The organism is Pseudomonas sp. PDM10, from assembly GCF_014852295.1.
Lineage (GTDB): Bacteria > Pseudomonadota > Gammaproteobacteria > Pseudomonadales > Pseudomonadaceae > Aquipseudomonas.
On the sequence record NZ_JACVBJ010000008.1, the window covers coordinates 151,487 to 171,274 of the forward strand.

General features: G+C 60.3%; 18 protein-coding genes. 6 read left to right on the forward strand and 12 right to left on the reverse strand.

All coding sequences use genetic code 11. From position 1 onward, the window contains the following. Window positions 1–16: 16 nt before the first annotated feature. From lnt to miaB, 5 genes are all read right to left on the reverse strand, one after another. Complete coding sequence (gene lnt / locus IB252_RS26785) at window positions 17–1,540, reverse strand: apolipoprotein N-acyltransferase (protein WP_192410822.1); 1,524 nt, start codon at window positions 1,538–1,540, stop codon at window positions 17–19. A gap of 15 nt (window positions 1,541–1,555) precedes the next feature. Then, entirely contained in the window at window positions 1,556–2,395 is an 840-nt protein-coding gene (locus IB252_RS26790; RefSeq protein ID WP_008152854.1) for an HlyC/CorC family transporter, read from the reverse strand. Between the two features lie 5 nt (window positions 2,396–2,400). Continuing rightward, window positions 2,401–2,895 carry an rRNA maturation RNase YbeY gene (ybeY, locus tag IB252_RS26795; protein ID WP_192410823.1) on the reverse strand — a complete coding sequence of 165 codons (495 nt, stop codon included), beginning with the start codon at window positions 2,893–2,895 and terminating at the stop codon, window positions 2,401–2,403. Beyond that, on the reverse strand, window positions 2,888–3,904 hold the full coding sequence (locus IB252_RS26800) for a PhoH family protein (RefSeq protein ID WP_111451241.1): 1,017 nt from the start codon (window positions 3,902–3,904) through the stop codon (window positions 2,888–2,890). The genes ybeY and IB252_RS26800 overlap by 8 nt, the downstream gene beginning before the upstream one ends. A 209-nt stretch (window positions 3,905–4,113) precedes the next feature. After that, complete coding sequence (miaB, locus tag IB252_RS26805) at window positions 4,114–5,442, reverse strand: tRNA (N6-isopentenyl adenosine(37)-C2)-methylthiotransferase MiaB (RefSeq protein ID WP_165934008.1); 1,329 nt, start codon at window positions 5,440–5,442, stop codon at window positions 4,114–4,116. 134 nt (window positions 5,443–5,576) lie between these two features. Here miaB and IB252_RS26810 point away from each other — a divergent pair, with 134 nt between their 5' ends. Next, window positions 5,577–5,906 carry a DUF1820 family protein gene (locus tag IB252_RS26810; RefSeq protein WP_045062075.1) on the forward strand — a complete coding sequence of 110 codons (330 nt, stop codon included), beginning with the start codon at window positions 5,577–5,579 and terminating at the stop codon, window positions 5,904–5,906. Between the two features lie 260 nt (window positions 5,907–6,166). On the opposite strand, the gene IB252_RS26815 is transcribed toward IB252_RS26810, so the two are convergent. From IB252_RS26815 to IB252_RS26830, 4 genes are all read right to left on the reverse strand, one after another. Next, window positions 6,167–6,721, reverse strand: a complete 555-nt coding sequence (locus IB252_RS26815) for a tetratricopeptide repeat protein (RefSeq protein WP_111451157.1) — start codon at window positions 6,719–6,721, stop codon at window positions 6,167–6,169. Between the two features lie 223 nt (window positions 6,722–6,944). Then, complete coding sequence (gene hemL / locus IB252_RS26820) at window positions 6,945–8,228, reverse strand: glutamate-1-semialdehyde 2,1-aminomutase (protein ID WP_111451156.1); 1,284 nt, start codon at window positions 8,226–8,228, stop codon at window positions 6,945–6,947. Between the two features lie 15 nt (window positions 8,229–8,243). Then, complete coding sequence (thiE, locus tag IB252_RS26825; RefSeq protein ID WP_008152866.1) at window positions 8,244–8,867, reverse strand: thiamine phosphate synthase; 624 nt, start codon at window positions 8,865–8,867, stop codon at window positions 8,244–8,246. A 32-nt stretch (window positions 8,868–8,899) separates the two neighbouring features. After that, window positions 8,900–9,697 (reverse strand): hydroxymethylpyrimidine/phosphomethylpyrimidine kinase, encoded by a 798-nt coding sequence (locus IB252_RS26830; RefSeq protein ID WP_008152868.1) that lies wholly within the window; start codon window positions 9,695–9,697, stop codon window positions 8,900–8,902. A 292-nt stretch (window positions 9,698–9,989) separates the two neighbouring features. Here IB252_RS26830 and IB252_RS26835 point away from each other — a divergent pair, with 292 nt between their 5' ends. From IB252_RS26835 to IB252_RS26850, 4 genes are all read left to right on the forward strand, one after another. Then, on the forward strand, window positions 9,990–12,374 hold the full coding sequence (locus IB252_RS26835; RefSeq protein WP_192410824.1) for a hybrid sensor histidine kinase/response regulator: 2,385 nt from the start codon (window positions 9,990–9,992) through the stop codon (window positions 12,372–12,374). Between the two features lie 74 nt (window positions 12,375–12,448). Next, complete coding sequence (locus IB252_RS26840; RefSeq protein WP_192410825.1) at window positions 12,449–14,095, forward strand: acyl-CoA dehydrogenase family protein; 1,647 nt, start codon at window positions 12,449–12,451, stop codon at window positions 14,093–14,095. A 183-nt stretch (window positions 14,096–14,278) separates the two neighbouring features. Next, the gene (gene amn / locus IB252_RS26845; RefSeq protein ID WP_178082220.1) at window positions 14,279–15,778 is read left to right on the forward strand and encodes an AMP nucleosidase; all 1,500 of its coding nucleotides are present in this window, start codon (window positions 14,279–14,281) and stop codon (window positions 15,776–15,778) included. Window positions 15,779–15,849: 71 nt separating this feature from the next. Beyond that, window positions 15,850–16,491: a pseudouridine synthase gene (locus IB252_RS26850; RefSeq protein ID WP_033054187.1), complete on the forward strand. Its 642-nt coding sequence runs from the start codon at window positions 15,850–15,852 to the stop codon at window positions 16,489–16,491. Here IB252_RS26850 and IB252_RS26855 read toward each other — a convergent pair. Beyond that, window positions 16,486–16,695 carry a DUF2788 domain-containing protein gene (locus IB252_RS26855; RefSeq protein WP_007894445.1) on the reverse strand — a complete coding sequence of 70 codons (210 nt, stop codon included), beginning with the start codon at window positions 16,693–16,695 and terminating at the stop codon, window positions 16,486–16,488. The genes IB252_RS26850 and IB252_RS26855 overlap by 6 nt on opposite strands. Window positions 16,696–16,932: 237 nt before the next feature. Then, a complete protein-coding gene (locus tag IB252_RS26860; RefSeq protein WP_007937367.1) occupies window positions 16,933–17,412 on the reverse strand; it encodes an Lrp/AsnC family transcriptional regulator in 480 nt (159 codons plus the stop codon). A 435-nt stretch (window positions 17,413–17,847) separates the two neighbouring features. Here IB252_RS26860 and IB252_RS26865 point away from each other — a divergent pair, with 435 nt between their 5' ends. Continuing rightward, window positions 17,848–18,891 carry a DUF6515 family protein gene (locus IB252_RS26865; RefSeq protein WP_192410826.1) on the forward strand — a complete coding sequence of 348 codons (1,044 nt, stop codon included), beginning with the start codon at window positions 17,848–17,850 and terminating at the stop codon, window positions 18,889–18,891. Here IB252_RS26865 and IB252_RS26870 read toward each other — a convergent pair. Beyond that, window positions 18,876–19,781 carry a cation diffusion facilitator family transporter gene (locus IB252_RS26870; protein ID WP_192410827.1) on the reverse strand — a complete coding sequence of 302 codons (906 nt, stop codon included), beginning with the start codon at window positions 19,779–19,781 and terminating at the stop codon, window positions 18,876–18,878. The two genes, IB252_RS26865 and IB252_RS26870, sit on opposite strands and share 16 nt — an antisense overlap. Between the last annotated feature and the right edge of the window lie 7 nt (window positions 19,782–19,788).

The window sequence follows — 19,788 nt, forward strand, 5'->3', positions numbered from 1 at the left end:
CGCCACAAAAGCTGACTTAGACGGTTTTTGCCATCCGGCTCGCCACCAGCGCCCAGCCAAACAACAGCACGCAAACAATGATCAGCGGCCACGAACGCCATTCCAGATAAGGCGTCAGGTTGTGCATGGGCACCACTTCACCGTACAAAATGCCACGCTCGAACTGAGGGATCTGCGCGGTGATCTGACCGAACGGGTTGATTAAACCGGTCACGCCGTTGTTGGTGGCGCGGATCATCCAGCGACCAGCCTCCAGCGCGCGCATCTGCGCCATCTGTAAATGTTGCAGTGGGCCGATGGACGTGCCGAACCAGGTGTCATTACTGATGGTCAGCAGCAGTTCGCTACGCGCCGCAAGGCTGGCGGCGAATTCCGGGTAAACCACTTCGTAGCAGATGAACGGCGCAATCTGATAGCCCTTGGCTTGCAGCATCGGCTGATCGGCGGGACCGCGGGCAAAGTCCGACATCGGCAGGTCGAAGAAGGCGATCAGCCCGCGCAGCACTTCCTGCAACGGAACATACTCGCCAAACGGCACCAGCTTCTGTTTGAGGTAGGTGCCATCGCCTTCGCCCACGACGGTGATGCCGTTGTAGAAATGCTTCTGGTGATGGACTTCCTCGCGAATCGGCACACCGGTAATCAGTGCGGACTTACGCTCTGCGGCGAAGCTTCCCATCATGTTCAGATAGCCCTCGGCGGACTCCTTGAGCACCGGGATGGCCGTTTCCGGCCAGATCAGCAAGTCGACCCGTTTCGAACTGAAACTCATGTCGCGGTACAGCGCCAACTGCGCGTTGAGCTGCGTCGGGTCCCACTTCATGCTCTGTTCGATGTTGCCCTGAATCGCCGCGACACTCAGCGGAGCGCCCGCCGGGGTTGTCCAGGCGTGTTCCTTGAGCGCCATGCCGGCCACCCAAGGGCCGACCAGCAGCAACACACCCGCGGCGATGAAACCTTTGCGGCCGGTGCGCACCAGACGCAACGCGTTATAGATCAGCGCTGCCGTCAGGGCCAGGGTGAAGGAAATCAGCCACATCCCGCCGAGCGGTGCGAGCCCGGCCAACGGGCCGTCGAGCTGACTGTAGCCGGAATAAAGCCAGGGGAAACCCGTCAGGAACCAGCCGCGAAAGGCTTCCTGGCCGACCCACAACGCTGCAAACGCCAGGGCGTCGGCCAGCGGCGCTTCGTTACGGCGCAGCCAGCGCGCCCAGATCCAGGCGGGCAGGGCGAAGAACCAGGCAATCGCCGCCGTGAAGATCAGCATCAGGAAACCGGCCAGCAACACCGAAGCGCCGCCGAAGTGGTGAATGCTGTAGTAGATCCAGCTGGTGCCCGCGCCAAACAGGCCAAAACCGAAACACCAGCCACGGCCCAGGGCCTGGCGTGGGTTCAGCTCGCGTAAGCCGGCATAGAAGAAACCGACCGCCAGCAATGCCAACGGCCAGATATCGAACGGCGCCAGGGCCAGGGTGGTGAGTGCACCGGCCGCCACGGCCAGCAGGTTACCGGGCCAGCCGGGGCGGGTTATCCAGCGCATTTCTATCCTTAGTTTTTACCGAGCAATAGGCGTCAGGCGAAGCAAGTGAATCCGACGGCTGTCGGCGTTCAGGATGCGGAAGCGATAAGGGCCGATTTCAGTGATTTCGTTGCGTTTTGGCAGGTGCCCGAACGCGCTCATCACCAGGCCGCCGACAGTGTCGAATTCGTCATCGGAGAATTGGCTGTCGAAAAACTCGTTGAAGTTCTCGATCGGCGTCAGGGCCTTGATCAGGAAGTCACCGCTGGGCAGCGGTTTGATGTAGCTGTCTTCTTCGACGTCATGCTCGTCTTCGATGTCGCCGACGATCTGTTCCAGCACGTCTTCGATGGTCACCAGGCCCGCCACACCGCCGTATTCGTCGATGACGATGGCCATGTGATTGTGGTTGGCGCGAAACTCGCGCAGCAGCACATTCAGGCGCTTGGACTCGGGCACGAAAGTGGCCGGGCGCAGCAAGTCCTTGATGTTGAAGCTGTCGCCGTTCTCCTTGAGGATCAACGGCAGCAAGTCCTTGGCCAGCAACACGCCCATCACGTCATCGTGGCTTTCGCCGATCACCGGGTAGCGGGAGTGGGCCGAGTCGACCACGGCAGGCAGGAACTCGCGGGGTGTCTGGGTCGCCTTGATGCTGATCATCTGCGAGCGCGGGACCATGATGTCCCGTACCTGCAGGTCAGCAACCTGGATGGCGCCTTCGACGATGGCCAGCGCTTCGCTGTCCAGCAATTTGTTTTGGTGTGCGTCGCGCAGCAGCTCCAGCAGCTCCTGGCGGTTCTTCGGCTCGTGGGCAAAAGCCTGGGTGAGCTTACCCAGCCATGACTTTTGCCCGTTGCTCGATCGATCTTCGCTCATAGCGATTACTCTGAATCCTTTGTTGTAACGATAGGGGATGTGTCTGTTTCGTCGTCCGCATACGGGTCGGGATAGCCCAACTCTGCAAGCAACGTTCGTTCCAGTGCTTCCATTTCTTCGGCTTCATCGTCATCTATATGGTCGTAACCCAATAGATGCAAGCAGCCGTGAATGACCAGATGAGCCCAATGGGCCTTGAGTGCCTTGTCTTGTTCGGCTGCTTCGCGCTCGACCACCGCCACGCAGATCACCAGATCGCCCAGCAGCGGGATATCGAGAAACTCGTCGGGCACATCAGCAGGAAACGACAAGACGTTAGTGGCGTAATCTTTTTGCCGCCAGGTGTGGTTCAGCTCGCGACCTTCCGCTTCATCGACCAAACGGATGGTCATTTCGGAGTCGGCGGTGCGCTGGCGCAGCGCCAGTTCGCACCATTGGCGGAACTCGGCTTCGCTTGGGGCTGGCGCTTCGGTAGCCAGTTGCAGATCAAGCTCAAGCATCGTGGCGATTGTCCTTGGACGAGATCTTCGCCGGTTCGTCGGCCACGCGATTCTCGAAGCGTTCATAAGCTTCGACAATGCGCTGCACCAGTGGATGGCGCACGACGTCTTTGGGCATGAAATGGGTGAAGCTGATGCCCGGTACGTCCTTGAGCACTTCGATCACATGGTGCAGCCCGGATTTGGTGCCTTTCGGCAGGTCGACCTGGGTGATGTCACCGGTGATGACGGCGGTAGAGCCGAAGCCGATCCGGGTCAGGAACATCTTCATCTGTTCGACGGTGGTGTTCTGGCTTTCGTCGAGGATGATGAAACTGTTGTTCAAGGTGCGACCGCGCATGTAGGCCAGCGGCGCAACTTCGATCACCTGACGCTCGATCAGCTTGGCGACGTATTCGAAGCCGAGCATTTCGTAGAGCGCATCGTAGAGCGGGCGCAGGTACGGGTCGATCTTCTGCGACAGGTCGCCGGGCAGGAAGCCGAGCTTTTCGCCCGCTTCAACCGCCGGACGCACCAGCAGGATGCGGCGAATCTGCTCGCGTTCCAGCGCATCTACCGCGCAGGCAACGGCCAGATAGGTCTTGCCGGTACCGGCCGGGCCAATGCCGAAGTTGATGTCGTTACCGAGGATTTCCTTCACGTAGCGCAACTGATTCAAGCCGCGAGGGCGAATCATGCCTTTTTTGGTGCGCAAGGCGACGGAAGGTTCGGAGGGGGAGACGTTGTCCAGCTCTTCGACGGCCGATTCCTGCAGGAACAGGTGAACCATGTCCGGCGACAGCTCGGTACCCTTGGTTTCCCGGTACAGGCGGCGCAGGAGGTTTTCCGCGGAGGTGGTGTGCTTGGGTTCGCCGATCAGTTCGAACTGGTCTCCGCGGTTGCGGATCTCGATATTCAGGCGCTGTTCGATCAAGCGCAGATGCTCGTCGAATTGCCCGCACAGATTGGCGAAGCGGCGAGCTTCAAAAGGCTCGAGGATAAAACGATGTGGTTCTATGGGTGCGTTCAAGGTCGTATTTAGCCGCCCTGGGGCAATTAAGATGAAATCAAGGATAACGCCAGAGGCCTGGGTGCGAAAGGTCTTATACAGACCAATGTTGAAACACGGGACCTGTAGGAGCAAAGCTTGCTCGCGATGACTGTCTGGCATTCAACGATATGAATCGTCTGACCTGGCGCCATCGCGAGCAAGCTTTGCTCCTACAGTGATGTGCGGTGTTATTGGATCAGCGAGCCCCGCAGCGAGTGCGGTTGTGCGGCGTCGATATGCACATCGGCGAACTGCCCGATCAACGTCGGATTGTCGCAGCGGAAATTGACGATGCGGTTATTCTCGGTCCGGCCTTGCAGTTCACCGGGGTCTTTTTTCGAATAATCGGTCACCAGAATCCGCTGAATGGAGCCCACCATTTGTCGGCTGATCTCGAAGCCTTGCTGGTTCAGGCGATGTTGCAGGGCGTTCAGGCGTTCTTTTTTCAGCGCTTCCGGCGTTTCGTCGGCCAGATCGGCAGCCGGAGTGCCCGGGCGCTGGCTATAGACGAACGAGTAGGAGAAGTCGAAACCGACGTCTTCGATCAGCTTCATGGTCTGTTCGAAGTCTTTTTCGGTCTCGCCCGGGAAACCAACGATGAAGTCAGAGCTGATGCAAATCCCCGGCACGGCAGCGCGCAGCTTGCGTAGTTTGGATTTGTATTCCAGCGCGGTGTGGTTGCGCTTCATCGCTGCCAGGATTCGGTCCGAGCCCGATTGCACCGGCAAGTGCAGGTGTTTGACCAGTTCCGGCACGTCGGCGTGGGCCTGGATCAGGCTGTCGGAGAACTCCAGCGGGTGTGAGGTGGTGTAGCGGATGCGGTCGATGCCATCGACGGCAGCGACGACGCGGATCAGTTCGGCCAGGTCAGCCAAACGGCCGTCATGAGTGGTCCCGCGATAGCCATTGACGTTCTGCCCCAGCAGGGTCACTTCGCGCACGCCGTTTTCGGCCAGGTGGATGATCTCGGCGATCACGTCATCGAACGGCCGGCTGACTTCTTCGCCACGGGTGTAAGGCACCACGCAGAAGGTGCAGTACTTGCTGCAGCCTTCCATGACCGACACATAAGCGCTTGGGCCATCGACGCGCGGCTCGGGCAAGTGGTCGAATTTTTCGATTTCCGGAAACGAGACGTCGACTTGCGGCAGCTTGGTGGCGCGGGCGGCGTCGATCATTTCCGGCAGGCGGTGCAGGGTCTGCGGACCGAAGACCACGTCCACGTAAGGGGCGCGATCGCGAATGGCTGCGCCTTCCTGGCTGGCCACACAGCCGCCAACGGCAATCACCATGTCCGGGTTGGCCAGTTTCAATTCGCGCCAGCGGCCGAGCTGGGAATACACCCGGTCTTGGGCGCGTTCACGGATCGAGCAGGTGTTGAGCAGGATCACGTCGGCATCTTCAGCGCGAGCGGTGACTTCCAGGGCCTGATGTTCGCCCAGCAGATCGACCATGCGCGAGCTGTCGTACTCGTTCATCTGGCAACCGTGGGTTTCGATGTAAAGCTTCTTGGCCATGGACAGAGTCATCACGTGATTCAAAGAACCGCGCATTATAGGGAACATGTTCCAAGGTTCCTACCGTTGCGCGTCCGGCGGCTATGCTATAGTTCGCGCCCTCATTTTTATCCCTGATGTGTTGCTCGCCCACCATGACCAAACGTGAAGCTCCAATCTACAAGGTGATTTTCCTCAACCAGGGCCAGGTGTACGAAATGTATGCCAAGCAGATCTATCAAAGTGATCTGTGGGGCTTCCTGGAAGTGGAAGAGTTCGTCTTTGGCGAGCGCACGCAAGTGGTCGTCGATCCGAGCGAAGAAAAGCTCAAGGCTCAATTCGAAGGCGTTGTGCGCAGCTTTGTGCCGATGCATTCGATCGTGCGGATCGACGAGGTCGAGCGCCTCGGCACGCCGAAAATCAGCGAAGCCCGCGGCGCGGTCGGCAATGTCATGCCGTTTCCGATGCCGATGCCTGATAAGTAAGTAGCAATCTTGAAGCTGACAGGGCTCTCTCTTCTGTGGCTAGAGAGTCATCGTGCTCAGGGATTTATCTGTGGTGACGGGATTTGTCTGTGGTGAAGGGATTTATCTGTGGCGAGGGGATTTATCTGTGGCGAGGGGATTTATCCCCGTTGGGCTGCGAAGCGGCCCCTCCATCAGCCAACGAATTCTTTCACGCGGATCGCATTCGCTGAATTTACGACTGCTACGCAGCCGAACGGGGATAAATCCCCTCGCCACAGTTAAGGCAACGGCGAGAACGGCGTACGCCCATCGGCGCTTTGCAATTCCATCAAGTACTTGCGGAAGATTTGCCCTAGCACCTGGGTAGCGACTTCCAGTTCTTCGCGGGGCATTTTCTCGGCGACTTCGTCGGCGGTGTCCAACGCTTCTTCAGCGCCATTGACCGCCGCCATTTTCAGCACGATATACGCCTGAACGTTATTGGCCGGTACGCCTTCGCCGTGGAAGAACATGGTGCCGAGTTTGAATTGCGCCTGTGCATGGCCTTGCAACGAGGCCTTTTCGAAGTAGCTCAGGGCTTTTTTGAGGTCGCGCGGCGTATTTTTGCCGTCGTAGTAGAACTCACCCAACTCGTATTGCGCTTGCGCATCCCCTTCATCCGACGCTTTCTGGCAGGCGGCGAGCGCCTGTGCCAGGTCTTGCGGCTGAGTATTGAGGGTGCAACGACCCATCGCTGGGATTAACAACGAGTTGCCGCCTGCTTGTGCGAGCGCGAGCAGGGGCTGAAGGAGCAACAGGCAGCCCAGTGCAAGGGCGCGGCCGGTGCGGTTCATGGGAATCGACTTACCTCTGAGGGGCGCGCGGACCCATCGAGGGATCCAATAAGCGCGCATTATGAAATAAGCAGGGCCAACCTTACAAAGTCTTTACTCGTTTTTCTGCTGCGCGGGGAATATATCGGCCACTTTGCTGGGTATTTGAGCAGAAGCGAAGGAATAAGGGCGCGAATGCAGGTGAAAGCTGACGCTGGCAACCGCCAACGTCAGCGACACAGCGTTATTTCAATGCAGCAAATGCGCGCTCGGCGGCATCCAGCGTCAGTTTCAGCTCGGTTTCGCCGTGGGCGATCGAAGTGAAGCCGGCTTCGAAGGCGCTCGGCGCCAGGTACACGCCGCCTTCGAGCATCAAGTGGAAGAAGCGCCCGAACAGGGCGGCGTCGCTGGCCATCACGTCATCGAAGGTCACGATGTCGTCGGCGCCGCTGAAGTACAGACCGAACATGCCGCCGGCCTGGGTGGTCACGAATGGAATGCCCGCGGCATCCGCGCGTTGTTGCAGGCCGTCGAGCAGGCGACTGGTGTAGTCAGTCAACTCTGCGTGGAAGCCCGGGCGGCTGATCAGGCGCAGGGTCGTCAGGCCGGCAGCCATGGCCAACGGGTTACCCGACAAGGTGCCCGCCTGATAGACCGGGCCCAATGGTGCGATGTGCGACATGATTTCGCGCTTGCCGCCGAAGCAGCCAACCGGCATGCCGCCACCGATGATTTTGCCGAAGGTGGTCAGGTCTGGTGTCACGCCGTAGTGGGCTTGTGCACCGCCGAGGGCAACGCGGAAACCGGTCATCACTTCGTCGAAAATCAGCACCACGCCATGCTTGTCGCACAGGGTGCGCAGGCCTTCGAGGAAACCTGGCGCCGGCGGTACGCAGTTCATGTTGCCAGCCACTGGCTCGACGATGATGCAGGCCACTTCCTGGCCGACTTCGGCGAGCATGGTTGCTACGGCGTCGATGTCGTTGAACGGCAGGGTCAGGGTGTGTTTGGCGAAGGCCGCCGGCACACCGGCCGAGCTCGGCACGCCTTGGGTCAGGGCGCCAGAGCCGGCCTTGACCAGCAGACTGTCGGAGTGACCGTGGTAGCAGCCTTCGAACTTGATGATGCTGTCGCGGCCGGTGAAACCACGGGCCAGACGGATAGCACTCATGGTCGCTTCGGTACCGGAGCTGACCATGCGCACCATTTCCATCGACGGCACGATCGAGCAGACCAGATCAGCCATCTGGGTTTCCATCTCGGTCGGCGCGCCGTAGGACAATCCGTGCTCAAGCTGTTTGCGCACGGCGTCCAGCACGTCCGGGTGGCTGTGGCCGAGAATCATCGGCCCCCAGGAACCGACGTAATCCACATAACGCTTGTTGTCTTCGTCGGTGACGTAGGCGCCTTCCGCGTGTTTGAAGAACAACGGCGTGCCGCCCACGCTTTTGAACGCGCGAACAGGCGAGTTCACGCCACCGGGAATGTGTTTCTGGGCATTGGCAAACAGCGTTTCGGAACGAGACATGATCGGGCTCTCAAATCAGATTTTTAGTAATTCATTGAATGCGCGGGCGCGGCGTGTCACTTCAGCCGTGCTCTCGGCGCCAAACAGGCCGTGGACCACCGCCAGCAGATCGACCCCGTGGGCCACCAGCGGGGCGGCGTTTTCCAGGGTGATGCCGCCAATCGCGCAGATCGGCAGGTGCAGTTTGCTGCGGGCCTGGTCGAGCAGTTCGAGGCTGCAGGTCGGTGCGCCGGGTTTGGTGTTGGAGTTGAAGAAGCGGCCGAAGGCGACGTAACTGGCACCTTCCTTGGCCGCTTGCTCGGCGAGTTCGAGTTGCGCATGGCAGGTCGAGCCGATAATCGCCTGGCGACCGAGCAATGCGCGGGCCGGGGTCAGCGGGCCATCGGTCTGGCCCAGGTGCACGCCGACGTTCAGGCGTGCGGCCAGTTCGGCATCGTCGTTGATGATCAGCTGAGTTTTGTAGCGTTCGCACAGGTCGCGCAAGGCTTGGGCCTCGCGCAGGCGGCGGGCCTCGTCGCTGCTCTTGTCGCGGTATTGCAGCAGGGTGACGCCGCCTTCCAGCGCCGCCTCCACGTACGAAAGAAATTTACCGGCCAGCAGTTGGCTATCGGTAATGGCGTACAGGCCACGTAGCTTCATCGGGCAATCCTTTTTGCTTTACGCATGGACAGTTACGAACAGAAATCCAGCGGCAGGCGGCGCGGTACGAACTGGCCTTTGCCCAACTGCTCCGCATCACGCAGGGTGCGCCACGTGTAGTTAAGCGCGGTCTGCACGGCACTGGCGAGATTTTCGCCGAGGGCCAGACGACCGGCGAGGGCACTGGCCAGCGTGCATCCGGAACCGTGATAACTGCCGGGCAAGCGCTGGCAGGTAAAGGTTTCGCGGTGACCGTCGCGGCTGTACAGGCGATTGTGGATTTCATGTTCATCGCCATGGCCGCCAGTGATCAGCAGGTGTTTGACGAATGGCAGGAGTTTTTCAGCGCACTCGTCCGCGGTGCCTTCGGGCAGTTCGGCGAGGATGCGGGCTTCGGGAAGGTTTGGGGTGGCGATGATCGACAGAGGCAGCAGGCGCTCGCGCATGGCGTAGCCGACTTCGTCCTTGCCCAGGCGTCCGCCGCCGCCGGCGCGCAGCACCGGGTCGCAGACCACCGGCAAATGCGGGTGCGCCGACAACAGTTCGACCACGGTGTCGACCATTTCCAGGGAACCGAGCATGCCCAGTTTCACTGCCGCGACCGTCGAATCGTTCAGCACAGCATTGGCCTGGGCCAACACCCACTCACGGTCGAGAACGCGGAAATCAGTGACGTTGACCGTGTCTTGCACGGTCAGGGCGGTGACGGCCGGGGCCGCATGACAACCCTGAGCGAGCAGGGCTTCGATATCTGCCTGCAAGCCGGCGCCACCACTTGGGTCGTGGCCGGAGAGACAGAGGACAACGGGGCGAGAGCTGTAGATATTCATGGTGCGCGAGCTTACCACCAAACATCTTTTTTCGGGTGCCCCCAGCGAGCCATGACGCGACAGGGAACAGGCCATTGTCACAATCTGACCGGCGAAACAGCTCTAGCCCAATGCAATGAGCTGGAACGCCCGTGCTAGAGCCTTTGTAGGAAAAATTTCAATGGTGTTCAATGGCCACCAACGGCTATGCTAGAGTGGATCCAAACCAATAACAGGTAATACCGGTTTTACGTCTACTCAAAAGGAATGAGGGGCTTCCTGAGATAACCGGACAGGCCACGCTGGGGCTTAAATGCGCTATTTGCTGATGTTGCTGTTGTGCTTGCCCCTCATGGCGAGTGCAGTCGAATTCGACGAATTCACTCAAAGCCTTCCCCTGGGCCGAACCTTGCAAGTGTTCGAAGACGCGGGCGGTCAGGCGACCATCGACGATGTCCGTGCGCAGGCCGCGGCTGGAAACTTCAAGCCCCACGATAAAGCCACCCTCAACGCCGGTTACTCGCGTTCAGTGTTCTGGCTGAAAATCGACCTGCATTACCACCCCAACAACCCCGCGGTGCAACGCACCTGGTTGCTCGAACTGGCCTATCCGCCCCTTGATCACATTGATCTCTATTTGCCCGATGCGGCCGGTGGCTATCAACTGGCACGTCAGACCGGCGATGCCTTGCCGTTCGACAGTCGCGAGATCCGCCAGAACAACTATTTGTTCGATCTGAACTTCACCGCTGATCAAGCGCAAACCCTGTACCTGCGCCTGCAAAGTGAAGGGTCGATCCAGGCACCGGTCACCCTATGGTCGAGCACGGCCTACCTGGAAGAGCAACCGATCCGACTGTATGTGCTGGGTCTGATCTACGGCGTATTGCTGGGGATGCTGGTGTACAACCTGTTCATCTATCTCAGCGTGCGCGATACCAGCTACCTCTACTACATCTTCTATATCGCCTCGTTCGGTTTGTATCAGCTGTCCGTGAACGGCGCGGCCGTGGAGTATTTCTGGCCGAACAATCCTTGGTGGGCCAACGCGGCGACGCCTTTTTTCATCGGTTGCGCAGGCCTGTTCGGCAGCCAGTTCGCGCGCAGTTTCTTGCAGACGGCAACCCATGGTCGTTGGCTTGACCGCTTGCTGATGGCGTTGATTACGTTTAGCGCAGTGGTGGTCGGGTTGTCGTTGATGACCAGTTACGCCCTGGCCCTGCGCCTGGCGACGGCGCTGGCACTGATCTTCACCGTCGTGATTTTTGCCGCAGGGATTTTTGCCTGGCTGCGTGGCCTGCGAGTGGCGCGTTATTTCATCATTGCCTGGTCGGCGTTTTTGCTCGGCGGCATTGTCAACACCCTGATGGTGCTGGGTTACCTGCCAAACGTGTTCCTGACCATGTATTCCAGCCAGATCGGCTCGGCGATTGAAGTGGCGCTGCTGTCCCTGGCGCTGGCCGATCGCATTAATTCCATGCGCGAGCAGCAGGCACAGACCCTGTTCGATGCCGGTCAAACGCTTGAAGTGCTCAACCAGCAACTGGCTCGCAGTAACAAGCTCAAGGACGAATTTCTCGCCACCCTGACCCACGAGCTGCGCACGCCCATGAACGGTGTGATCGGTTCGCTTGAGCTGATGCAGACCGTCGAGATGGACCCGGAGCTGGAGCAATATCAGCAAACGGCCGCCGGTTCCGCGCGAGACATGATGCGCATGGTCAACGGCATCCTCACCCTGACCGAGTTGCAGGCCGGCAAGCTCAAGACCTATCCGGCGGTTTTCAGTTTGCGCGGCGTGGTCGAGGCTTTGCGCCTGCAGTTCGAGGGCAACGCGCTGAGCAAGTCGCTGGACTTCAAAGTCGAGGTCACGCCGGGACTGCCGGATCGCTTGCACGGCGACAGCGCCAAGTTGGCGCAATGCCTGGAATGCTTGCTGGATAACGCGATCAAGTTCACGCGGATCGGCGGACTGGCGCTGCGGGTGACGGGTAAACCCGTGGCGCCCGATCGACTGGCGCTGTCCTTTGCGGTGATCGATACCGGCATCGGCTTCACCGATCTGGGGGAGGCGACATTGTATCAGCGGTTCTTCCAGCTCGATGGCTCGATGACCCGTGAGTACGGCGGTCTGGGCGTCGGCCTGGCGATCTGTCGGCAACTGGTCGAACTGCTCGGTGGAAAACTGACCCACCGCTCCGAGCTTGGTCGTGGCAGCCGCTTCCAGCTCGACGTCGAGTTCGAACTGCCCGTGGTGGAGCGGCCGCCAGTGCCCCTGATGAACCGGGAGTTTCCTCGCCTGCGACTGCCTCAGGACTGCACCGTACTGCTGGTTGATGACAACAGCATCAATCAGTTGGTGATGCGCGGCATGTTGCTCAAACTTGGGTTCCGGGTGCGCTCCACCGACAACGGGGCGGCCGCGATCGATCACTTGCAGCGCGAAACCTTCGATGCGGTATTGCTCGACTGCCAGCTTCCACCGCTGGACGGCACGTCCCTCTGTTGCCAGATCCGCGCGTTGCCGGGCTGCGCCGAACTGCCGGTGTTCGTGATTGCCTTGAGCATTGATCGGGAACGCTGCCCGACCGGTGCCTTGATCGATTATCTGAATAAACCGGTGAAATTCGAGGACCTGCAGGCAGCGCTCTATCGCCGGGTGCTGTGTCCAAGGCAGGGCGAAAGCGCCGACAGTTAGGCAGATATGACACTTTGTTCGGCCGGGGGGCGGTGCTTAACTGAAGTTCCTTGGCTGACCAAAGGAGCCCCGTCATGAACCTGCATCAGTTCGCCGAAACCCACGAAGTCACCAACCAGCCACCGTCGCTGGACGGCGCCAACCTGTATCGCATCGACTTGCCGTTGCAGGAGTGGTCGCGGCGTTTCGGGGCCGGCTGGGCCGAGTCGCGGATCGACGCTTACGGCGCTCTGGCCGGCGGGCCGCTGATGGAAGCGGGGTTCCTGGCCAATCAGAACAAGCCGGTTTTCAGCAGTCATGACCGTTACGGCCATCGCATCGACCTGGTGGAGTTTCACCCGGCGTATCACGAGTTGATGCGCACGGCGATCGAGCACGGTCTGACTTCGTTGCCTTGGGCGCATCCGCAGTCCGGCGCCCACGTCGCCCGCGCCTCCATGACCTACCTGCACAGCCAGGCCGAAGCCGGTAGTGGTTGCCCGCTGACCATGACCTTCGCCAGCGTCCCGGCGATGCGCCTGCAAGCGGATCTGGCGGAGCAATGGCTGCCGAAAATCCTCTCTACCGAATACGACCCGCGCAACGTCGGCATGGCCCACAAGGCCGGGGTCACCATCGGCATGGCGATGACCGAGAAACAGGGCGGCACCGACGTGCGGGCCAACACCACCAAGGCTTTTCCGGTCGGCGCCAGTGGTCCGGGCCAGGCGTATGAACTGGTGGGCCACAAGTGGTTCTGTTCGGCGCCGATGTGCGATGCCTTCCTCACCCTGGCTCAGACTGACAAGGGCTTGACCTGTTTCCTGCTGCCGCGCCATCGCCCGGACGACACGCGCAATCAGTTCTACATACAGCGCCTGAAGAACAAACTCGGCAATTGCTCCAACGCGTCCAGCGAAGTGGAGTTCCGTGGTGCGCTGGCGTGGATGGTCGGCGAGGAGGGACGGGGCGTTCCGACCATCATCGAAATGGTCGCCATGACCCGCTTCGATTGCATGGTCGGCTCCAGTTCGCTGATGCGCCAGGCCCTGACCCAGGCCAGCCATCACTGCGCTCACCGCAAGGTCGGCGGCAAATTGCTCAGCGAGCAACCCTTGATGCAGAACGTACTGGCCGACCTGGCCCTGGAAAGCGAAGCCGCCCTGGCCTTGAGCCTGCGCATGGGCCGGGCGCTGGATCATCTGGATGACGAGCATGAGGCCAAATTCGCCCGGCTGGTCACGGCGGTGGGCAAATACTGGATCTGCAAACGCGCGCCCGCAATGATCAACGAAGCCGCCGAATGCATGGGCGGCGCCGGTTATGTCGAAGACAGCATCCTGCCGCGGTTGTACCGCGAGGCACCGGTCAATTCGACGTGGGAAGGTTCCGGCAACGTGCAATGCCTCGACGTATTGCGAGCGTTATCCAAGGAACCGGGTGTGCTCGACGTACTGTTCAGCGAGTTGGGCGATGGTCATGGCGACAAGCGCCTGGCTGCACACATCAATCAGTTGCAGGCAGCGTTCAAGGACACCCGCGACATTCAGTACCGTGCGCGGCAGCTCACCGAAGACATCGCCTTGGGCCTTCAGGCCAAGCTGTTGCTGGAGGCGGGCAACGCGGCCGTGAGTGATGCCTTCATCGCCAGCCGCCTCGGTTCCGCCGGTCGGGTGTACGGCGCGTTGCCACGAGGGGTGGAGGTGGAAGCGATTGTCGCCCGGTCTACGCCGCTTCTATGATCGACACCGATCCACTGTGGGAGTGAGCCTGCTCGCGATGACCGTTCAACATTCAACAGTTATGTCGACTGTCATACCGCTATCGCGAGCAGGCTCCCACAGTGGATCTCCCACATTGGATCTAGGGTGGACTTGGCATTTGTGTAGCAACCGCTGTTCCCGTGAAGCGACGATGCAGGCAAGATGAAGGCCTGCAAGTCAGAACACAGGATGCTGATCGTGACCGAAGCTTTTATTGTCGTTCAAACCGCCGAGCAAGCCGTGGACCGGCTTGCGCTCTTGCACAATCGTGCAACCACCGCGCTGAACCAGGCGCTCAAGCGTTACCTCAAGGATCGAGTCGAACCGGACGCCGAACAGCGTGCGATGTTTCGTTATCCCGAACTGCGTCTGACCTACCTTTGCCAGGGCGAAGTCCCACAGACCACTCGCGCCTACGCCAAGGTTCAACTGCCGGGGACTTACAGCGTCACCGTCACTCATCCCGCCGCCTTCCGTAAATATCTGCTGGAACAGCTGGTGCCACTGATGCACGACTTCACCGTGACGGTAGAAGTCGGCATCAGTCAGCAAAACATTCCTTATCCGTACGTGGTCGAGCAGGGCGATGAACTGGCCGGCTCCGGCGTTACCGCTGCCGTGCTGGCGCGGGTGTTCCCGAGTACGGATTTGTCTGCCGCGACCGATGGCATCGCCGACGGTTTGTACGATTGGGAAAACACCGACCCGCTGCCATTGGCCTTGTTCGACGCCGCGCGGGTGGATTTCTCCCTGCGCCGGCTGGTGCATTACACCGGCAGCGACTGGCGTCATGTGCAGCCATGGATTCTGCTGACCAACTACCACCGCTACGTTGACCAGTTCATCGTCCATGGCCTGGAACAGTTGCGCAGCGATCCGCGTTTCGTGCGCATGGTCTTGCCGGGCAACGTGATCATCGAAAAGAGCATGGACCACGGCGAAGCCTCGGCGATTGCCGCCGGTGTGGTCTGGCACCGCTATCAGATGCCGGCCTATCACCTGATCGCCAGCGACGGCCACGGCGTGACCCTGGTGAACATCGGCGTCGGCCCGTCCAACGCCAAGAACATCACCGACCACCTGGCGGTGCTGCGTCCGCATTGCTGGCTGATGATCGGCCACTGCGGCGGCTTGCGTCAGTCGCAGACGATTGGCGATTACGTGCTGGCGCACGCTTACATGCGCCGCGACGGGATTCTCGACCGGGTCGTGCCGCCGAATATTCCGATTCCGGCCTTGGCCGAAGTGCAAATGGCGTTGCAGCAAGCGGCGGCCAATATCACCGGTGAGAAGGGCGACGAACTGAAAAAACGCCTGCGCACCGGCACCGTACTGACCTACGACGACCGTAACTGGGAATTGCGCTGGGCTCAGGAGCGTCCGCTGATCAACCTGTCTCGCGCCGTGGCGGTGGACATGGAGAGCGGCACCATCGCGGCCCAAGGTTATCGCTTGCGAGTTCCGTATGGCACGTTGCTCTGTGTGTCGGACAAACCGTTGCACAGCGAAATCAAACTGCCGGGTTCGGCCAACGCCTTCTATGAGCGCGCGGTCAGCCAGCATTTGAAGATCGGCATCGAGGCGGTGGATTTGTTGCGCACCGAACTCAACTCGCTGCACTCGCGCAAACTGCGCAGCTTCGACGAGCCGCCGTTCCGCTGATTGTTCTCATGGTTATTTAGCGGTCAGGGCACTAGCATTAGCAGCCCTGACCGTTAGATGTTCCTTTTCCCATGTCCCGTCCTCAACGTCCCGTTTCCCGCCGCCCTGGCGTGAAGCCTGCGCCATCGTCCTCAGCCCCGCGCCGTGTCGCCAAAGCGCCGCCGGCCGAGCCGAAGTTGATTCTGTTCAACAAACCGTTTGATGTGCTGACGCAATTCAGCGACGGCGAAGGGCGGGCGACGCTCAAGGACTACATCGAGATTCCCGGGATTTACCCGGCAGGACGGCTGGACCGCGACAGTGAAGGTTTGCTGCTGCTGACCAACGATGGCCAGCTTCAGGCGCGGATTGCCGACCCGAAACACAAATTGGCCAAGACCTATTGGGTGCAGGTGGAAGGTGAGCCGAGTGCCGAGCAATTGCAGCGCTTGCGTGATGGTGTGGAGCTGAACGATGGCATGACGCTACCGGCTGAAGCGCGGCAGCTTGAAGAACCTGAACTGTGGCCACGCAACCCGCCCGTACGCTTTCGCAAAAGTGTGCCGACCAGTTGGCTGGAGCTGGTGATTCGTGAAGGGCGCAACCGTCAGGTACGGCGCATGACCGCGGCGGTCGGCTTGCCGACGTTGCGTCTGGTGCGGGTCAGAATCGGCGACTGGTCGATCGAAGGGCTCGATCAGGGCCAGTGGAAGGAAGTGCCGGCGCGTTTATAACGTGCCGGATTCGATCAGGCCGATGACCACGCTTTTGATCACGAACGCGGCCACGCCCAGGCCGAGTACGAAGAACAGGATGAACGAACCAAAGCGTCCGGCCTTGGACTTCTTCGCCAGATCCCAGACGATGAAACCCATGAAAATGATCAGGATGCTGACCAGTCCGGTCATCATCCACTCTTCGAGTACTGCAGGATCCATCGAACATCTCCAGCGCGGGCGGGGCTAAAAGGCGCTGAAGTATACGCCACGGCGAATTGGCGGAGTATTGACCTGCGTCGGTGTGTCGCAGTCATTCGTCGCGTTGGGCAGTGATCGTTCCCATGCTCTGCGTGGGAATGCCGCCATGGACGCTCCGCGTCCGCTGTAGATCGTGACGCAGAGCGTCACAGGATGCATTCCCACGCGGAGCGTGGGAACGATCAGTCAAAACCATCATCAGCTGCGCAGATGAGTCAGCGGCAACTCGGTACTGTTGAGCACTTGATTAAGCACAAAACTCGACCGCACACTCGTCACCCCTTCAATCCGGGTGAGGTGTCCCAGCAGCAATTTCTGATAATGGTCCATGTCCGGCACGACGACCTTGAGCTGATAGTCGGCATCCATCCCGGTCACCAGGCTGCACTCCAGCACCTGCGGCAACGTACGAATCGCCGCTTCGAAGTTCTCGAACCGTTCTGGCGTATGGCGGTCCATGCCGATCAACACGTAAGCCGTCAGGCTCAGACCGAGCATCTTGCGGTCCAGCAGGGCCACCTGGCGGGAGATGTAGCCGTCATCTTCCAGCTGCTTGACCCGCCGCGAGCATGGCGAGGGGGACAGGCCGATGCGTTCGGCCAGCTCCTGGTTGGAGATGCGCGCGTCACGCTGCAATTCCGCCAAAATGCTCAGGTCGTATCGGTCGAGTTTGCTCATCAATCAGGCCTTTGTCATAACTATTGCGGTAGATTATCTATCCAGGGTTAAAAATTGCGCAAGTGATGTTTATTTGAGCAATATTCGCAATCCTCTGCCGGCGCCACGAGCCTATTCTTATCACCAGAATCACTGCTCGGACAAACAGTCCAGTGCGGCTCGCCCAATCAGGCCAGCTGCGGTCGCCACCCCCACCGGGGATGAGCCGGCCCCCGAGCTACACACTGTCCAGAAGACGGCGTGAGGTGAGCCGACGTCAAAAGCGTCGAGCACGGACGAAGTTCTCAAGGGGAGGCCGACGGGTCTCCCTTTTCTTTTGCCCGGAATTTGCCGACTGCCCTCAATAAATAAGTTGCGCGACTGATAACCTGTTGCAGAACCGGCCTGTGCTTTCCCAGTCTTACGTACAGGCCCTAACCCGCAGTGAGGAAAAGCATGAAGTCGCGCATCTGGCGTTTGGCCGGTGTTGGTTTGCTGTGTGTGAGTGTCACTGCGCAGTCGCTGGCCGATGAGCCGCAAAACCGTGGCCCCGATGGCGGGCAACGCGGCTCGGATGGCCATGAGGGAAACAATCAGGGCCACGGCGGCAATAACCAGCCGCGCCCGCAGAACAATCCGCAGCAAAACCAGCCACGTGTGCAGAATAACGAGATCATTCGTGGCGACAACAGTCGCCAGTTCGAGCACAACGGCCAGAATCAGAACGACGGTCAATGGCAGAACCGCGCGCCGCACGACTACAACAATCCGGTTCGACCACCGCCGCCGCAGCTACCGGCCAATGACCTGCCGATTCAGGGGCGGCCCGATACCGTGCGCCAGACCCAGCAGCCACAGCGTGGTTACTACCAGGACGTGCCGCGGCGCAACGATAACAATCAGCATTGGCAGAACAACGGTCCGCGTCCCGATGACCATCGCTGGGCTGGTCGGCCGGACGGGCATGGCAATGGCTGGGGACCTGGCCCGCAGTATCGTCCCGGTCATGTGATCGATCGCTTTCCCGACCGTGAATACCGTGTGCCGTACCGTGGTCAGGATTACTTCTACTCCGGCGGCTACTGGTATCGCCCACAAGGCCCGCGCTACGTGGTGGTGCAGCCGCCACGCGGGATTCGCGTCAGCTACTTGCCCGATTACGCGCGTGAAGTGTGGATCGGCGGGGCGCTGTTGTTCCTGGCGGCCGGTGCTTATTACGCCTATCAGGAAAGCACTCAGGATTACGTCGTGGTCGAGCCGCCCGTACAACCGCAGCCGCAACCGGTCAGCAATGGTTATGACGTGGTGGCGTATCCGGCCAACGGGCAGTCGCCAGAGCAGGTCAACCAGGACGGTTACGAGTGCTATCAATACGCGGTGCAGCAGAGTGGCTTCGATCCGCGAACGGCCACCTACCAGCCGGCCCCGTCGGTGGTACAAGCCTACCGTCAGGCCCAGGGCAACTGCCTGAGCAGTCGCGGTTATCAGGTTTCTTTCTGAGTCCTGCCTGCCAGTGCCACTTCCTGCGGGTCGGCGTGCACCAGCACTTCGGCTCGCGGATAAGCCGCGTGAATCGCATCGGCAGCTTGATCACTGATGCCGTGAGCGACTGACAGGGTCAAATCCCCCGGCAACTCCAGGTGCAACTGCACGAACCACTGGTTGCCGGAAACCCGCGTACGCAGGTCGTGCGCCCCCAATACTCCCGGTACGCTGCAGGCCAGTTCGAGCATGTGCCGGCTGACGTCCGTTGGCAGCGCTTCATCCATCAGCACCGTAAAACTTTCCCGGGCGATCTGAATCGCGCTCCAGAGAATGTACACGGCAATCCCTAGCCCGAACCACGGGTCGACCTGATGCCAGCCATACTCGGCGAGCACCAGCGCCACCAGAATGCTACCGTTGAGCAGCAAGTCCGAGCGGTAATGCAGGGAGTCGGCGCGCACCGCGTTGGAGCCGGTCGCCTTGACGACCCGATGTTGCAACATCAGCAGGGCGACGGTCAGCACCAGGGAAAACACAATCACCCCGATACTGATCCAGGGCGCCCCCACCGGTTCCGGGTGTTTCAGTCGATCGATCGCCTGCAAGGCAATCAGCACCGCACTGCCGCCAATGAACAACGCCTGGGCCATGCCCGCCAGCGACTCGGCCTTGCCATGGCCGTAACGGTGATCATCGTCGGCCGGGCGCAAGGCGTAATGCACCGCGAGCAGGTTGAGCAGCGAGGTGACGCCGTCAAGGGTCGAATCAGTCAACCCGGCGAGCATGCTCACTGAGCCGCTCAACCACCAGGCGATGGCTTTGGCGACGATCAGCGTGCACGCCACCGCCACCGAGGCACGGGTCGCCAGCCGCAGCAGGCGGGCGTGTTCGGAGCTGGAAATCATAAGTGCG

What these genes read in the sequence shown, in the direction of transcription:
- ybeY (WP_192410823.1), bottom strand. Translation starts at nt 2,895, where the DNA reads ATGCTTGAGCTTGATCTGCAACTGGCTACCGAAGCGCCAGCCCCAAGC.
- IB252_RS26870 (WP_192410827.1), bottom strand. Translation starts at nt 19,781, where the DNA reads ATGATTTCCAGCTCCGAACACGCCCGCCTGCTGCGGCTGGCGACCCGT.
- IB252_RS26830 (WP_008152868.1), bottom strand. Translation starts at nt 9,697, where the DNA reads ATGAATATCTACAGCTCTCGCCCCGTTGTCCTCTGTCTCTCCGGCCAC.
- IB252_RS26815 (WP_111451157.1), bottom strand. Translation starts at nt 6,721, where the DNA reads ATGAACCGCACCGGCCGCGCCCTTGCACTGGGCTGCCTGTTGCTCCTT.
- IB252_RS26790 (WP_008152854.1), bottom strand. Translation starts at nt 2,395, where the DNA reads ATGAGCGAAGATCGATCGAGCAACGGGCAAAAGTCATGGCTGGGTAAG.
- miaB (WP_165934008.1), bottom strand. Translation starts at nt 5,442, where the DNA reads ATGGCCAAGAAGCTTTACATCGAAACCCACGGTTGCCAGATGAACGAG.
- amn (WP_178082220.1), top strand. Translation starts at nt 14,279, where the DNA reads ATGAAGGCCTGCAAGTCAGAACACAGGATGCTGATCGTGACCGAAGCT.
- lnt (WP_192410822.1), bottom strand. Translation starts at nt 1,540, where the DNA reads ATGCGCTGGATAACCCGCCCCGGCTGGCCCGGTAACCTGCTGGCCGTG.
- IB252_RS26855 (WP_007894445.1), bottom strand. Translation starts at nt 16,695, where the DNA reads ATGGATCCTGCAGTACTCGAAGAGTGGATGATGACCGGACTGGTCAGC.
- IB252_RS26810 (WP_045062075.1), top strand. Translation starts at nt 5,577, where the DNA reads ATGACCAAACGTGAAGCTCCAATCTACAAGGTGATTTTCCTCAACCAG.
- IB252_RS26865 (WP_192410826.1), top strand. Translation starts at nt 17,848, where the DNA reads ATGAAGTCGCGCATCTGGCGTTTGGCCGGTGTTGGTTTGCTGTGTGTG.
- IB252_RS26860 (WP_007937367.1), bottom strand. Translation starts at nt 17,412, where the DNA reads ATGAGCAAACTCGACCGATACGACCTGAGCATTTTGGCGGAATTGCAG.
- IB252_RS26840 (WP_192410825.1), top strand. Translation starts at nt 12,449, where the DNA reads ATGAACCTGCATCAGTTCGCCGAAACCCACGAAGTCACCAACCAGCCA.
- hemL (WP_111451156.1), bottom strand. Translation starts at nt 8,228, where the DNA reads ATGTCTCGTTCCGAAACGCTGTTTGCCAATGCCCAGAAACACATTCCC.
- IB252_RS26835 (WP_192410824.1), top strand. Translation starts at nt 9,990, where the DNA reads ATGCGCTATTTGCTGATGTTGCTGTTGTGCTTGCCCCTCATGGCGAGT.
- thiE (WP_008152866.1), bottom strand. Translation starts at nt 8,867, where the DNA reads ATGAAGCTACGTGGCCTGTACGCCATTACCGATAGCCAACTGCTGGCC.
- IB252_RS26850 (WP_033054187.1), top strand. Translation starts at nt 15,850, where the DNA reads ATGTCCCGTCCTCAACGTCCCGTTTCCCGCCGCCCTGGCGTGAAGCCT.